The organism is Klebsiella sp. RHBSTW-00484 (assembly GCF_013705725.1).
GTDB lineage: Bacteria > Pseudomonadota > Gammaproteobacteria > Enterobacterales > Enterobacteriaceae > Klebsiella.
On the sequence record NZ_CP055481.1, the window covers coordinates 5,439,029 to 5,455,008 of the forward strand.

At 35.7% G+C, this 15,980-nt stretch carries 18 protein-coding genes and 1 tRNA gene; 6 read left to right on the top strand and 13 right to left on the bottom strand.

What is annotated here, in order from left to right; translation table 11 throughout:
* Positions 1-12: 12 nt before the first annotated feature.
* Both HV213_RS25575 and HV213_RS25580 read right to left on the bottom strand, forming a co-directional pair.
* Positions 13-1,524, bottom strand: a complete 1,512-nt coding sequence (locus HV213_RS25575) for a TRM11 family methyltransferase (protein ID WP_181483820.1) — start codon at positions 1,522-1,524, stop codon at positions 13-15.
* Complete coding sequence (locus tag HV213_RS25580) at positions 1,524-2,633, bottom strand: DNA methyltransferase (RefSeq protein WP_064381590.1); 1,110 nt, start codon at positions 2,631-2,633, stop codon at positions 1,524-1,526. The genes HV213_RS25575 and HV213_RS25580 overlap by 1 nt, the downstream gene beginning before the upstream one ends.
* Positions 2,634-3,096: 463 nt before the next feature.
* Between HV213_RS25580 and HV213_RS25585 the strand changes: the two genes are divergently transcribed.
* The 6 genes from HV213_RS25585 to HV213_RS25610 all read left to right on the top strand — a co-directional run bounded on the left by HV213_RS25585 (position 3,097) and on the right by HV213_RS25610 (position 6,217).
* Entirely contained in the window at positions 3,097-3,480 is a 384-nt protein-coding gene (locus tag HV213_RS25585) for a hypothetical protein (RefSeq protein WP_181483821.1), read from the top strand.
* A gap of 9 nt (positions 3,481-3,489) precedes the next feature.
* Positions 3,490-4,614, top strand: coding sequence for a relaxase/mobilization nuclease domain-containing protein (locus HV213_RS25590; protein WP_181483822.1), 1,125 nt, complete (start codon positions 3,490-3,492; stop codon positions 4,612-4,614).
* 222 nt (positions 4,615-4,836) lie between these two features.
* Positions 4,837-5,115 (top strand): hypothetical protein, encoded by a 279-nt coding sequence (locus tag HV213_RS25595; RefSeq protein WP_089590716.1) that lies wholly within the window; start codon positions 4,837-4,839, stop codon positions 5,113-5,115.
* Positions 5,116-5,144: 29 nt separating this feature from the next.
* Positions 5,145-5,531, top strand: coding sequence for a hypothetical protein (locus tag HV213_RS25600; protein WP_089590717.1), 387 nt, complete (start codon positions 5,145-5,147; stop codon positions 5,529-5,531).
* A 19-nt stretch (positions 5,532-5,550) separates the two neighbouring features.
* Positions 5,551-5,868: a hypothetical protein gene (locus HV213_RS25605; RefSeq protein ID WP_000861042.1), complete on the top strand. Its 318-nt coding sequence runs from the start codon at positions 5,551-5,553 to the stop codon at positions 5,866-5,868.
* A 154-nt stretch (positions 5,869-6,022) separates the two neighbouring features.
* Entirely contained in the window at positions 6,023-6,217 is a 195-nt protein-coding gene (locus HV213_RS25610; protein WP_015854622.1) for a hypothetical protein, read from the top strand.
* Here HV213_RS25610 and HV213_RS25615 read toward each other — a convergent pair.
* The 11 genes from HV213_RS25615 to HV213_RS25665 all read right to left on the bottom strand — a co-directional run bounded on the left by HV213_RS25615 (position 6,203) and on the right by HV213_RS25665 (position 15,776).
* Positions 6,203-6,724, bottom strand: coding sequence for a hypothetical protein (locus HV213_RS25615; protein WP_001021523.1), 522 nt, complete (start codon positions 6,722-6,724; stop codon positions 6,203-6,205). The genes HV213_RS25610 and HV213_RS25615 overlap by 15 nt on opposite strands.
* Before the next feature lie 304 nt (positions 6,725-7,028).
* On the bottom strand, positions 7,029-7,466 hold the full coding sequence (locus HV213_RS25620; protein ID WP_442788128.1) for a hypothetical protein: 438 nt from the start codon (positions 7,464-7,466) through the stop codon (positions 7,029-7,031).
* 87 nt (positions 7,467-7,553) lie between these two features.
* Positions 7,554-7,940, bottom strand: a complete 387-nt coding sequence (locus tag HV213_RS25625; RefSeq protein ID WP_181483824.1) for a hypothetical protein — start codon at positions 7,938-7,940, stop codon at positions 7,554-7,556.
* 14 nt (positions 7,941-7,954) lie between these two features.
* Entirely contained in the window at positions 7,955-9,829 is a 1,875-nt protein-coding gene (locus HV213_RS25630; RefSeq protein ID WP_181483825.1) for a DNA-binding protein, read from the bottom strand.
* Positions 9,826-11,136, bottom strand: a complete 1,311-nt coding sequence (locus HV213_RS25635) for a tyrosine-type recombinase/integrase (RefSeq protein WP_181483826.1) — start codon at positions 11,134-11,136, stop codon at positions 9,826-9,828. Before HV213_RS25635 ends, HV213_RS25630 begins: the two co-directional genes overlap by 4 nt.
* Complete coding sequence (locus HV213_RS25640; protein WP_181483827.1) at positions 11,129-12,331, bottom strand: tyrosine-type recombinase/integrase; 1,203 nt, start codon at positions 12,329-12,331, stop codon at positions 11,129-11,131. Before HV213_RS25640 ends, HV213_RS25635 begins: the two co-directional genes overlap by 8 nt.
* Positions 12,332-12,613: 282 nt before the next feature.
* On the bottom strand, positions 12,614-12,928 hold the full coding sequence (locus HV213_RS25645; RefSeq protein ID WP_045307596.1) for a hypothetical protein: 315 nt from the start codon (positions 12,926-12,928) through the stop codon (positions 12,614-12,616).
* A gap of 20 nt (positions 12,929-12,948) precedes the next feature.
* A complete protein-coding gene (locus tag HV213_RS25650) occupies positions 12,949-13,164 on the bottom strand; it encodes a helix-turn-helix transcriptional regulator (protein ID WP_001098294.1) in 216 nt (71 codons plus the stop codon).
* Positions 13,165-13,330: 166 nt separating this feature from the next.
* A complete protein-coding gene (locus tag HV213_RS25655) occupies positions 13,331-14,140 on the bottom strand; it encodes a DUF6387 family protein (protein WP_045307597.1) in 810 nt (269 codons plus the stop codon).
* Between the two features lie 111 nt (positions 14,141-14,251).
* Positions 14,252-15,502 (bottom strand): tyrosine-type recombinase/integrase, encoded by a 1,251-nt coding sequence (locus tag HV213_RS25660; protein ID WP_045307598.1) that lies wholly within the window; start codon positions 15,500-15,502, stop codon positions 14,252-14,254.
* A gap of 189 nt (positions 15,503-15,691) precedes the next feature.
* A tRNA-Leu gene (locus HV213_RS25665) sits at positions 15,692-15,776 on the bottom strand.
* Positions 15,777-15,980 lie beyond the last annotated feature (204 nt).

The window sequence follows — 15,980 nt, forward strand, 5'->3', positions numbered from 1 at the left end:
ATTCAGGGCCGATCAGGCCCTGTGTTTCTTCAAAATAATCAATCTTTCAGCGTCAATTGAGTTTGACTTATGTAGGTCATATCTTTTATAAACCTCTAAGGTAATGTCCTCAAATAATTCCCAACCAATTGATTTTGCGATTTCAATAAGATATGAAGGTGTATCTAATTTGAATACTCTACCACTAAGCGTAGTTGTGTTATGACCAACAACTAAAGCAAATTTTGCATTGGCCTTCATCATAGAATAAACATTTTCAAACATTTTTTGCATGTCAGCGAAGTATCTATATACAATAAAAGGCATTGCCTGTCTTCTGAATCCATCTTTTTCAGTTAAGCTATTGGACATGTCAAGACAAAGTTTATGTAGGCTGTCTGGAATCTTAAAAAAGTTTTCGTTTAAAGAATTCATTAGATCTTTTTTAAGCGAGGGTGATAATTCACGAGACCCTATTAACTCACGATCTAATTTTTTAACCTCATCAGGCGAAGCCAGACCTAGCCATACAATGCTAAGTCTCTGAGTATCAATATAAGGCAAAGCAGTAGCATAAGGTGGGCTGGTAATTGCACAATCAAATTCTCGAAATCCTTTTAGAGATTTACTATCTCTTATATCAATATTGATAGCTTCTGAATTAACAGAATAATCCACTTCAATATTACATATTGAATTGATGTTAGCACAAAACGAACTCACTTTTATTTTGAGAGCATCCCAAAAATCAGTGGTCGGCATTTCGGATGTTCGTCTCCGAATTCTTAAATCGGCAGGCTCCTGTAAGGAATATTCTCTAACTAAATCACTCACAAGGGCTAAAAATAGATTTCTAAACTTAACATTAGTACTTTCATAAATAATAGCTCGAAGAGTTTCTAATTTTTTAAGAGTTTCGATTTGAAACCATTTCTTAAGATAAATTGTACGAACGTCATCTTCAATAATAAACTTAGGAGATAACTCTATTGCTTTATCGATACAGTGGTGAGCAAATAATGTAAATTTACTTACATCCATGCTAAGAGTAGAGATTTTGGCATTACTAATAAAACAGGCCAATGGGTTATAATCGAAACCCACCCCCTCTAAATTATTTAATGCGGATTCATATAAGGTTGTCCCGCTACCGCAGAAAGGCTCTAGAATTTTAGACTTTTCATTAACTTCTAAAATATTTAAAATAGAAGATACTATCTGAGGATTGAACTTACCTTTATATTCATGTAGTCCATGTGCCCCGTATCGGGTTGACTGCCTCTTTGTATGCCCACTTTTGACACAGGAATTCTCTTTAAACTCTTGTAATGACGATACTGAATTCTCGTCTTCACTTATCAACCTCAGGAAGGTTAACCTTCTGATTTTTTCCTTCTCATCATTACTTAAACCATTTTTTTGAACATGATAACCGATATCAGAATCAAGAATTAAATCTGATGGAAAAATCAAAGACAGCTCTTTTTTTGCAAGCAATTTTTCATATTCAAAAAGCTTGTAATTTGGAAATTTAAAATTCAGCATTATTTTTTCCTAAGAACCACAATTGTTTCCTCTTTAATCTTTGCGTAGGAAAGATTAAATGATTTTCTATTAGAATTCATGGTTCTATTGAACCTTTCAACAACGTCAAAACCGAGATTTTCTGCTGCCTCAACAATAAGGCCAGCATTATCAACATTTTTACCATGAATTATGGATCTACCAACTACAAAAGCAGCGTGTCCATGCGTTATAAGAACAGAATCTATAAGCTGTAAAGTTCCATACATTTGATGGTAAAAATCTCTCTCAGTATGATGATTTTTTTTGAAAAAATGTGCTCTCGCTCCAATTTCTTTTTCTTTAATTTCTTTTGGATCAAAGCCCAACCACCACATTCTATATTTATGATATAGCCAATATTCATATGCATTAGGATATGGAGGTGAAGTTACAACAAGTCCCACAGTCGAATTAATGTCAGATGGTTGAACAGCTAATACATCTTTATTAATAATTTGACATGGGAAATCACTACTATTGTATAACAATGAAGAGTTCAGTTTCTCACATGAAACAAGGAACAATCTAAATACATCTTCTGCTACTAAATTTTTATTTATAGCAGCATAACGTGTGTCGCTTTCTTGATTCGATGCTTTTACAATGATGGACGAGAAAGCAACACATAACGCGTCAAAAGTATCGTGCCCCAAATAATCATGTATACTTTTCTTCAATTTCAACAAATTAACTTGTATATCAGACTTGAACCAATGATTGATATTTGGAATACTTTCCAACTCATCAATATCAACCTTTCTTGATTTTGCATCAGCCACAACGTCATAAAAAACCGTGCCAAAGTTAGGAGGGATTTTAGTTGTTTTGACTTTAGAAATTAAACAAGCTATAGGATTGAGGTCAATTCCAACGCATGGTAAACCTAATGATTGGGCTACTTTTAGAGTTGTTCCAGAACCGCAGAATGGATCAAGAACTGAAGTATTTTTATCACAGCCTAAATAATTAATTAACTGGAAAGGGATCTCAGGTATGAATTTCGCAGGGTAAGGGTGGATTCCATGAATAGAATCGCTAATAATTTTTTCTTTAAAATCCCAATCCAACTCAGTTATAAGCTCTGCCATCTGAAATCACACCATTATTAAAAACAACCCCTTAAAATAGCATACATTGCAAACAAAAACAACAAAAAAACAAACAATCAATTTCTATCTATCACTAAGTTTAGCAATAAACAAGCCTATTGCCCTTGGAATTAATCTTATTTTAGGAAGTGTAGTTAAGACTCATTACCCACCTGATTTATGTAATAAAGAATTATAAAATTTATTTGAGATATTACATGTCAATGAAAAAAAATAACTGCCATCCTGAATCTTGAGGATTTAAAGGTTTTTAATTTAAGCAAGGGCTAACTCATCGAAGCTCCGCTTCTTTGAGTTCCCTTGTTTTTCGCCCTTCGGTTGAAAAAGAAAGTCAAAGTCGAACCTAACTCATTGACATAAATTGTATTTCCACTATAAATATATAATGTGTTGCAAAGGAATTGCTCACTTTAAGCGAATAAACATATAAAAAGGAGTTTATATGGGTAAAATAATTACATTGTCGTATACAAATAATTTTAAGCCAGTCAACGATAATAAATCTCAATCATTGCGAATACACTGTGTCAGTGTACGATTAAATAAAGAAGAGTTAGAGCTTCTCAATGCAAGCCGTGGTGATAAACGCAAAGGCGAATGGCTTCGCATGGCATCACTTCAAAAGCTTCCACCTGCCATTCCTGCAATCAATTTAGAAGCTTGGCAATCATTATCTGATATATCTCAAAAGCTAAATCGTCTAATAATCCACCTTGATACTAAAAGCAGTAATAGTGAATTGACGAAAACAGAGATCTTCGCTGTTAAAAAGCAGATTAAAGAGCTTCGCTCATGTCTTACAGCTTCTGATCCGTCCGTAAGGTAGTTTTTTCGCATGAAGGGTATGCAGAAGATCAAAAGGGGTAAGAGCTTCGCTGGTGTCGTTCGATATGTATTGAAACCTGGGACACATCATAAAAACGACCCTATCGTAATTGGGGGCAATATGCTGGGTGACTCTACTCTTGAACTGGTTGCTGAGTTTGATCGCAGCAAACAGCTTCGGCCAGATATTCAGGAAACGGTTTGGCACAACTCGCTTCGCTTACCTGATGGAGAATCACTAACGAATGAACAGTGGTTTAGTATCGCAGATGATTACATGAAACGGATGGGATTCGGTGATACGCATCTCCGTTGCTATGTGCTTCATGACGATTCGGCTGGTCAGCACATACACATTATCGCCAGCAGAATCGACATAGCCGGTGGGAAGCTCTACTTGGGTAGGAACGAAAACCTTATAAGCACACGGATCATTAGTGAACTCGAAATCGCTCATGGTCTGACAGTGACCAAGACAGCACCATCCCTCTCAAATACACAACCGAAGCGGAAAAGAATCTCTCGCAACGAACAAATGCTATCGACTCGGACTGGTGTTCCCTCCCCTAAGGAAGCTCTCCAACAGATACTTGATAAAAGTTTGACAGATACACCTGACCTTTTAACTTTTATCAGGAGACTTGAAGAAGCAGAGGTCGGCTGGACAGCTAACATTGCTTCTACCGGTAAGATGAACGGCTTTTCATTCGAATATGCAGGAATCGCTTTCAAAGCTTCGCAATTAGGTAAAAGCTACTCTTGGGCAAATCTCAGTAATCGGCTTAACTACAACCCCGACCACATAGAAGCTCTGCGAGCGACAAAGGAAGTTATCCCTGCTCCTGCAACGATTTTAAGGACAACAGAGAGAAGGGAAAGTATCGGTAGAAAAATTGCAGAACTGGAATTACGGCTCAGAGAAGACAAACGGAACGAAATCGTAGAAAAGATTCTTCAAAAGAATGCAGTACAACAGCTAAAGCATCTCAGGCTTAGTAGCTGGCTTCCCTTTTTACAACGGCTCATAGAGCTTCTCAGAAGCTATGGGAAGAGCATCCTCCACCAGGTCCCTCCAAACTTCTCAGTAGTCTATTCATCACATCATCTGAAATCTTCAAGAAAAATTCGTTTATAGACAGATATTTACAAACAGTTTCCGTAACTACACTCTATTCCCTAGTAATCAATTTGCATTTAGTCAAGAAAATATTGATCGTTAATACAGATCAATATTCTACTTATGATAGCCATAAGCTATCAAGTGGCAATCATCGATCGGTACAAGTGATTTTACTTTAGCCAGCCAGCCATCGAGAATCCCTACAAACAGCATTTAATCTTCCAGATTGGGATAGCTATGAAAAACGAAACTATAAAGTGCCCATTTTGCTTCAAAGAAAGCCCATTTGGTGTCCGTGTCTGCACTGGCTGTCACGCAACAATTAACTATGGTGTTGTTTCACCGTGGCTTGCTTTACTAATAGGAATTGTGCTGTTAGCGATTGCTTTCCTCATATTCGCTATCAGTCAAAGCTTTATATTAACTGTCGTTATCTATTTTGCCTCAGCAATTTTTTTAAGATTTTATTTACGTAAGAAATTTGCACACAGAGCCGTTTTCACACATAAAAGCTAACCCTGTCCAAATATAACAAGGAAGATAAAATGAATAAATTTATTGTTACATCCTTTTTCATTGCAATATTTTTAATTTCTGGCTGCTCAACATCAGGGAACCAACAAATTAAAAATGAAACTGCACAAAGTCTTCAGTCAAAGATCATTAAAAACAAGACTACTAAGAACGAGCTACTCGCTAAGTTAGGTGAACCAGATACAAGAACGACTCTTGACGATGGCAACGAGCAGTGGAGATACTTAATGTATAACAATCAGTTCAATGCCTCGACTTTTATCCCTGTTGTCGGTTTGCTAACTGGCGGTTCCCAGACTCAGTCTAAAACTCTCGAAATCGACTTCAATGGAGAAACCGTAAGCAAATGGACATTCTCTACTGATAATAACAATACAAAATCTGGCATTCTTAATTAATCGTTTCCTGGATAAGAAAATGAAAACATACTCAATTCTCGCAGTTCTCCTTTCGACTTTTCTATTAACAGCCTGTAATTCCGAACCTTCTGAAAAAGACATATACAATGCTTTCAAAAGTGTTGTAGATAGATCAAATGCAAGTATGAAAGCTCTGAACTCAAGTATTCCCGAAAAAGACCTTTTAAAAATAGATTATGTGAAAAAAGTTAGTTGCACAGAAGAAGCAAACAATGTTTATAACTGCATTGTCGATGCATCCATTAGCAATATGAAACAGACAAAGCCTGTTAAGCTTGTGAAAGCTGATGGTGTCTGGAAAGAAATACAACAATAAAAATCAAAAACCATCCACCGTTAAAGCCCCTAACGCAAGGGGCTTTTTTATTTGGCTGATCATGATTATAAAGTAGCACAAGTAAATTTAAAAAAATTTGACAAAATTAGATATAAGATGAAAATATAAAAATAAACCAGAGGAGAAAAACCCAATGAAAAAACGCTATATTTTTATTTTAGTTTGCATTTTGGCAAATATAATATCATTTATTTATTTAGCTAACCATCACCAAAATACATTCTTGTATTGGGTCACATCAACCATAATTATATTTTCTTTAGTATTCTCACCTCTTTTAGTGATGATAGCAACGGTTGAACCTGAAAAAGATTCATTTAAAAAGTAATAATAACAAGGTAAAAATGGAAACTCCTGTAATTAATGATATTTTATTATTTTTTATAGCATCTTCTTTTTTTTTGTTTATTTCATTTGCTTCTTTTATGTGTTGTTCTCTTTCGTCCATATAAGATAAATACCCATCACAGTAAGAAACACAACACTTGATTACAGCAACAATTGCCATGGCATAAACATATAAGAACCCGTGAATACTATTTAAATGCTGTGTAAAAATATCTTCTGGAACTTTAATTACAGTTTTTATAACCAAAATAATTGCAACCAGCGAAGCTTGAAAATATAATATTGAATCAACATATGACTTTAATGCCTTTTTATATTTAGGATACAGAAAATAGCAGAATATCAACCCTATAATAAAAGGAAGATACATAAGGCAGTAGCCGGAAGCAGGTAAGTTTAGATAAAAAGAAAAAGAACTTAAAATAGCAAAAATCAAAAAAATGAGGATGGTCAAAGTCTTTTTAAGATTACTATTTATTATGTTCATTACGCAATCATTATCCTATATATTTTAGATTACACAATCTTAGAAGTGGTCTGTTTCAAGTTATGATAGCCTTACTACTCCCAGATAGTAAAGAAAATTATGAATTATGGCTTATAACATCGCCACCTATTAATTTTGGTAGTAATTACTTGCTATTATAAGGTAGTGAGTGCGAATATGCTTACTTCCGATTGCTCTGTTCTATATGAATGCAGGAAATAATACAAAATTGAAGAAATAACACTAATAAAAGTCTTCATTTCCATAGCTTACTCAAGCTGTAATACATAATTCTCTGGTGCCTTTATAATCTTATCTTGCTCGCACGAACTACCTCATGTGTCAGTTCTTTATCTATCATCTTCATTTCATACTGTGTTCTTACAATAGAATATATCTCTTCTGCCTTTTCTTGATTGCTATCGATATAGTTAACAAGAGAGTTTAGCTCACGGAGAACGGCTTCTTTGTTGTTTAATCGTCGTAACAGATTACCTGTCAGACATTTATACACAGAACTGAACATCGCCATAATGTTGTCTATGTTTCGGTTAGATCGGGTGTATATCCGTTTCGGATAGAAATACTTTAAGTGATAGCCAACGAACACCAGGTAGAGTTGGTGAGAGAAACTTTTATCTCCGGGCTGGTATCGTTTAGAGATATATTTATCAATTATAATGATAAGTTGTTCTTCCAGAGTAAACTCTGGATTGATATTGTTTTTGTCCATAGAATGCATCCTTGCATAATTGAAATAGTCTTCCTGACCATATGTTTATATTTATCGTATTTCTTTAACTTGTCAATAGGTGTAACCTATCAACCATTATTTTTTATTAAATGGTCTATTCAATTGTTCCATAGTTAGACCATGTCTATAAGCATTATACTGCCAATAGCTAAACTGCTCTTTGTATCTAGTGTTCTGTTTTTTCAACATTTCATTTTCGGCTTTAAGGTTTATTATTTGTTGTGCCGCAATCGTTAAATTAGCTGGTTTCTTTAAGCCAGATTTTTTCAAATTAGACAAATTTTTCTTTGATCTATATGCTTCAACAACTTCATCATGAGTACTTAAAGATTGCCTTGTGATGGTTCTGTTTAGATTCTTATAAACTGAGTCGCATAAATCACTCCATGTGATTTTGCCATCCCAAGTCAGTATAATATTTGTAATTATCTTTATTTCGCTCCTGTTCAAATGTTTTGCCATAAGTATCTCCTGTTTTAATTATTTAAAAGCTTATTAATTCTTTCCAAGTTTTTTTCGTGGTGTTGCAACCATTTATCAGCACCATAGTCACCATTTTCAAAAGCGAGTTGAGTTATGTTTTTAAGTTGTATTACTTTTTCTCGGATTGATTCCAGTCTAATTTTATCTACTGATTTCATGTCTTGTGTTTCATTAGCACATTCCACAAACTGATTAATTTTATTACAAGGTTGAACCAAATAGTTATGTACGCAGTAACCAAATTCTGTTAAATGAATTGCCCCTTGATAAAGGTTATCAAAGTCAACTGGCGATCCAATTGATGGTGTTGACTCCCTTTGACAATAATTACTCCTGTTCAATTTAATAGCTTTGATTTTATCTAACATATCTTCTTCTGACACATGGTTATAAGCTCTGTTCTGATTCGCATTGATACGACCGGACCATTTAGCTATATCCAGTTCAGACATTTCACCATAATGGGCTATTGTGTTTAAAAGGTGCCGTGGTTGGTGTGAGCGAATAAGTAGTGGTTTACCTTCATCATCATAATACCCATATCGGGAAAATATATTTTGATACCTCATCTCATGGCTTTTTTTACTTTGTATATCACTGAAAAAGAAACTTTTAGTAGGTTTGTAAAATGTGAAAATTGAAGTCATTCGTGATAAAGAAAATTGATCAGTATGAAGCAAGCATAAAGCGTTACTAAATCTTATAGATTTTTCCTTATCATACCATGGAAAGTCTCTGCTAAAATTAGAACTAATAATTTCCCACAAATCACTCAATGAATAATTGTAATCATTGTGGTTTAAGAAACTTTTGCCACCATCCAAACTCGTTCTTTTAATTTTTAAAACACATGATTTATGATCAAATAAATGATACCCCAGTGCATGGCAAACTTGTACAACGGTCAATTTAGCTTTTTCATCAACTTTTGGGCAAAGCTCATGTCGGTAAAATTTATCAGTGTACTTTTCGCACCAGTGAGCAAGTGCTCTTGCATTTTGTGATAAGGAAAGTAATCTTCTAATCGCTTTCTTTGCAACTGGTATCATAACTCGTGGAATCCATTTGATATTAGGTCCATACCCCTTAACCGAATAAAATCTCAATCCATATCTTTCGATACCCTTGCCATCTATTTGTGTAATCTCACAATCAGCAGGCAAGGCTAAAATCTCAGAGATTCTGCTCGGACAACAAAGCAGAAGTGCAAATACTGAACTGGTGAACTTATCCCTTGGGCTCAGTAACTCATCATTTTTAGAAAAAATATCAGCAATAGCGAGTAATGCCTCTTCATCTGGTAACTTATCGCTTCTGTGATAATCCTCAATCTCAGGAAGATAATTGTTTTTGACTTTCTGTTTTACATGGTTTTTCCATGAGATATATCCTGACTTCACAAGATTATGTTCATATAGAAAATTTGATATTTTTTCAAGCTGTATTCCACATTTAGCCAAAACATTACCTTCAAAATATTTACTTCCGATCTGCATTGCTTCATCGAAAACAACGGCTGTAACATTATAAATGAGACCAGTGTTATGAACCTGCAAGAGAGCTTGTTCGAGACATCGCAAGGCCATCATAATAGCCCCATAATTTTTCAATGGTTTCAATGAGTGTTGATATCTGATATATGCTTTCGCAAAATTGATATAATCTTCGTGCATTGCATCAACGGAATCAAAGACTTTATTTCCAACCCCTATTTTTCTAAATGTGACATATCCTTTCCAAGCATACTGATCCCAATCCTGAGTTTGGGTTAGCCCGGTCAGTTGATAGCGACAAAACTTTATAAATTCATTATAGTTGCTTTCTGCTGTAAGTTGATTTTTAGATTTAAATAAAATAATATTTTTCATGGAACATTTACCTCGTCAATATCAATTGGCATAAAGAAAGCACATTTATTACAAGGGAAAATTACATTTAAATTCTGACTTTGACATTTTCTCAAAGAGCAAAATTTAAAATCCCTTATCTTATTAGACCTTATTCCATTCATAAAAATATCAGCGACAAATGACAATTGTTCTGAAACAGCGGAATCAATCCTTTCAACACTCTCAGCAAGATTTTTAATATAAATCCCCGTACTTGAAGTAGAAGAATGATCCAACAATTCAGCTATAGTATTGGCATTATATCCCTCCCTAGCCAGCATAGTTGCTATCGTATAGCGAAGCCTGCGAGGAGTAGCATTGAGTAAAGAACCTGTACGATTTGAAATTAAGTTCACAGTATTAACAATATTCTTTAATGCTCTATTAGCAATTGTTGGTTTTGCATATATTTTATTAGACTCAAGGAAGTTAAAATCTATTATGGCTAAATCAAGCAGTTTGTCCTCGTTCAAGAAAACTGGAACCTTGCCTTTGTCATGATCATCAAGGGTTTTGCCAAGGGTTTGCTCAACAAGCCTCACGGAATGATTAGCTTGAAGTTGAACAATTGATGCAACCTCTGAGATTATTGCCAGTTCTCGATATTGTAGTTGTTTACCTCTTTGTTTAACTCGTGGTACTGAAATCAAATATTCTACTTTACCAGTATCTAAATTCTTTTGAAGAAGGTCTTTATATTTCAACATAACTAACTGCTGAGGTCTTCTACCGGTAAGACTTATTAATAGTGATATCGCATAATCTGAGAGTGACAGTTCACCTATGCTATATGCGTGACTCATAGCCTTGATCAAGGAAGTGTGTTCCTCTTTAGTCAGTGGACCCACAGTTGGATCATCTTGTAATATAGGCCGACCAGCTTTTTTTATTTTTAGGTCAAAATGCTTTGCTATTTCAACAGCACTTGCATCTATTCCGGGGTATCCTGATTCAAACCATTTAGTAAAAAATGGCCGTAAACCTCGAAAATATGATGGTTTAATTGATGATTGCATATTTTGATATTGGATTATTACTTTATCATCAATGTAATTAGGAGAAACATTGTTAATAAAATTCTTCATATTTTTAACTATAGTTTTTACATACAAATGGCTTTTACTACAAAAATAATACTGTAATGTATTCACAAATCCAGAAACCAAACTCTTGTTCATAACACATATCAAGTCTCTAATATTGATTCCATGGCTCTCAATCGAAGTGACGATTTTTTGCTCATGAATTGACATTTTATCAGAGTTTTGTTTAATTAAATTATTCATCAAACCCTCCTTTGAATAGTTGCTCTTGCTGCTCAAGTGCAGTTTTTTTCGATAGCTCAAAAATATGCCTGCGATTATAGATTATTGAAGTGTCTGAACCTGGTAGCCATCCCATTAGATAAGAACGGATTTGTTGCTCTTTTTCTTCGGATATGTCCTTAGTCTTATCTATTGTTTTCGAGAACTCATAATTCCATGTGTGTCGCAATTTATGGCCTGTTAATCCACTTAGAAGCGAGGATGATTGACGAACAACACTCACTATCTTATGGTATGAAGAAAATGACAGCGGTTGCCCTTGAGTCTTCCCTTCCTTATAGGTAATAAACAGAAAATCATGCTTATTAGAATTTTTAACTTTCCTACGATCATTCAAAATATAATCTGAAATTTCATATATAAGGTTCTCATCAGCAATTAATTTCCTCTCACAAGTTTTCACTAATGGCTGATAAACTCGTGGATCTGTTTTATCATTTGCTCTCCTCCTTATTGCTATTGTTGATTCTGCAAAATCTATGTCACGAATTCGCAGATTCAAAAGTTCACCGGCTCTCATGCCAAAACAATGTAATAATAGGAATATTAGGTTATTTCTTTTTTGTACTGTTTCCGTAAACGGATTCAAGTTACTTCCTGGCGAAAGAATGCTAAACAAAGAATCCAGTTGAGATTTGTCTAAACTCTTTTCGATATCCATAACATATTTGTCATTGTTTCTTGGTTTCTTTCTTTTTATGTTGTTAATGAAAACAAGTATCTCTTTGATTGTATCTTTCTGACCTGTATGAGAAAGAAGCATTTTACTAAGCCATTCCAGATAGTTAACTATTATTGTAATACGAAAATACTTGGTTGGTTTCTTGACGTTTGAAACGCAAAAGTCATGATCTCCACCACTTTTAAAATTGAATGAAGTAAACTCAATCAAATCATCAATTTCATGATGAGTAAGAAATATCCTTTTCTGAATTCTTTCATCAATATCGATCTCTTTCCTCATAAAGAATCGATATAACAATGAAATGCTACCAGCAATAACTTTCATTGTTGATATAGACTCTGACCGATTTCTGACTTGTGTTGTTATATACAAATTTGGATAATACAGTGGCTCACCAGTTTTTTTATTTACAACATGACAATACCTCTCACCATTTTCCAACATAAACGAATCTACACAAATACTGCTCATATTTTCCTCCTAAACCTTACAAAAAGTATAATTCCAATATATTAATAATAAGCATTTCGTAGATTTACAAATTTATTTGAATCGATTAAGTCTTTTATTTAAATTAAAACAGTGAGATAGACGACTATTCCTGTCAAATTATCATCTGGTAGATCTAGTATATATTATGTACACCTAATACTTTGAAAACTATCTCACTGTCTTGCTAATAAACGGCAACCAAAATAATGTAAGTTATTTTGTAAGGTTTTAAGCCAAAATATGGGGCCAAACTTTACATTTTTACAAAAGAGTTTTCAGCCCAATCTGATATCGAATTATCCGTTTCGATAAATTTCTAATTTCATCTGGGCATTTAATTAGCGAGAACCATGTTTCATACACATAAAACTGTTCGAAAATATTAAGCTCAGAGATCGAATCTAACGGTTCTCTTAGATTCCCCACTAAATACTGGCTTAACCAGTAAACAATCTTTCTGTTAAATTCATTATCAGGTAAATCGTAAATCGCTCCGGGTTCGAAGATTTTACAGAAAAGTTCCTGGCCTAGATTACACATATGGTTATCTTCACTCACAAATTCTTCGATATTCATAACATGCCTCCCCAAATTAACTAAGCAACATTATTTCGACTTGTTTCGATAACAGACTGAATCCAGGCATCAATCTCACTTTCGACGAAAGCTACTGCACGAGTTCCAATTTTGACAGGGGCAGGAAACTTACCATCTTTGATCAGACGATAGACCCAGGCTTTGCCGAAACCAGTTCGTTTCAAGACTTCTGGTAAACGAATTAAGCTTTGATTGGTTGTATCGGTTGTATTCATTTGGCTACCTCCTCCGCTTCCGTTACGAAGATATTAGCCACACAGATTCGTATCTATGAAGGGAATGCTGATAACTGAAAAGTTAGATGAGGGAATAATGAAAGGAAATTCCGGGGAAGAAAAATATTTACGCCCTCCCCTTGACAATTAACATGATGATTTACAACTAGAAAGATCCGAGTTCCGAAATCGGTATGTTGCGGAGATGGCTGTTTTTGCTGATAAAATATTCCAGACTACGGGTTGTTTCGCCATTCAATGACTTCTCTGCAACAGGCCTATCTGTATCTTTAATGTGATCTTCTCCTCTGATCTCATTTGTAAAGTCGGGATACAAGACACGAGACAAGACCATATTTGAGATTTTTACTTTTTTAAACTTTGCCCAAATCAATAAATCCATCATTGGGATAATATTGTAATCGACAAGTTTTCTTATTTTTGCAAGTCCAATTTTTTCTGTTTTCACTGGCTCAATTTCATATTCTTTTCTAAGATCTGGTAGCATCGTTTGTAAGGCTGTTATAATTTCTTCATCGCTGGACATTCCTAAATCAAATGAAACATACATCTTGCTGCTATTTTGGTTTAGAAAAAAGTCCCTCATAGTTTTTGTAATTGGTTTCTTTTTCAACTCTTTTTTGAAATCGCCATTTTCTTCAAAAAAATCCATGCTAAACATTATTAACTTGTTCTCTAATTTTTTTATATCACCAAAGCTAACTTGCGCAACATGCCTTTGGCCCTTGCCAAAATGACCATGATTATTATCTTGTCTGCTTAAAATAGGATTACCTTCAAGGATAGACCTTAAATTTTGATTATCATCTTCCCATCCAAAATTTACACTGTCGAAAATCGCTTCTCTAAAGGCAAGCTCAGTATGCAGTTCTTTGATTGTAAGTGATTTTAACTGCTCATAGTTTTCGAGACTAAACCAGCTTTTTAATTCTTCATAAGGGCTTACTACTTTCATTAATCCCTCCACTGTATTCAAAGCTTGAATGAGTTAACACTGCTTATTTGAATTAATTCTCCCTTAACAAGATTGATAAGGGAGAGCGATTGATCATCTACTTATTCATAGTTAACTCTTTTTAAAATCAAATGGTGAAACTTGTCGTATTCTAAGGAGGTCAAGGTAATCGGCCCACCACTGCAACATAAGCTTTCTCTCATCAAGGTGCTCTGCTTTATGTATGTACGCAGCACGAACTGAGTTCCGCTCCTGATGGCTCATTTGCCGTTCAACAGCATCTTTCGACCACAAACCGGATTCAATTAAAGCACTACAAGCCATAGCTCTGAATCCATGTCCACAGACCTCCACGGTTGTGTCATAGCCCATAGACCTCAAAGCCTTGTTTACCGTATTTTCACTCATGGGCTTTCTGAAATCATGGTCGCCAATGAACACGAGTTCATGGTCACCGCTGATCTCTTTAATTTCCGTCAACACAGCCAATGCCTGACAACTCAAAGGAACAAGGTGTGGAGTTCGCATTTTCGAACCACGATGCGAATGTTTCACTCCGGGTAATGGCTCTCGCTCTGCAGGAATAGTCCACATGGCATTGTCGAAATCTATCTCTGACCAACGAGCAAACCTGAGTTCACTCGAACGAATAAAAATGAGCAATGTAAGCTTTACGGCTAACTTCGTGAGCTTTCTACCTTTGAATATTTCAATTCGCTCTAGGAGTTCAGAGAAGCGATCAAACGGTAATGCCGGTCGGTGGGTTCTTTTTGCTACAGCAATAGCCCCAGACATTTCTTGGGCCGGATTATAGTCAATTAAGCCATTCTGGACGGCATATCGCAAAATTGCTGTGGTTCGTTGTTGTAGACGGGCTGCTACTTCTAACCGTCCAGAAGCTTCAACAACCTTGATCGGAACGAGTAGATCCTTGGTTTTAAGCTCGGCTATTTTTCTCTTTCCTATGAAAGAGAAAAGGTTATCTTCAAGGCTCTTTAAAACCCTCTCACTATGGGAATCTGACCATTTCCTTTTACAGGCAGTATGCCAGTCCCTTGCAACAGCTTCGAATGTCAGGGCTTCGCTTTGCTCGATTTTGTCTGCTTTTTTCTTTTCTGAGGGGTCGAGACCAAGCGATACTAATTTTTTGGCTTCATCCCGTTTCTTGCGGGCTTCACTAAGAGAGACCATTGGATAAACACCCAATGCTAAAACTTTCTGTTTGCCATCGAAACGGTATTGGAGTCGCCAGTACTTCGAGCCGTTAGGATTGATCAGCAGGTGCATACCCTGCCCATCGGTGAGTTTGAAGGGTTTGTCGGAGGGCTTGGTAGTCCTAACTTTGATATCGGTGAGAGCCATCAGTTGATACCTCCAGTGTTGGTACCAAAATCAATCGAACCGGGAATACCATCAGTTATACCATCATCAGTTGGTATATGTTCAAGGAATTGAGTAGACGTAGACAGACTAAGAAAAGCCAGAAACCTGCTTAACTTACTGTTTTTATGGACTAAAGTAGACGTTAGTAGACTTGAAAAAAGCTTTGTATGGTGCCGAAGGCCGGACTCGAACCGGCACGTATTTCTACGGTTGATTTTGAATCAACTGCGTCTACCGATTTCGCCACTCCGGCACGGAAAGGTATGCGGAAAACGTTGTGGATTATACCTGTCGCTGGCTGCTGCGCAAGCAGCAGAGTGCGATTGCCACGCTAAGTGTTGAAAAAAACAGCGCCAGCCGCATTTTGACCAACATTCAATACGTTCCCGATACAAGCCACGTCCCCTTCCCTCTCCCACCAGCGACGCTCTTTTTCTCCGAGTCTGCTCGCAAAATC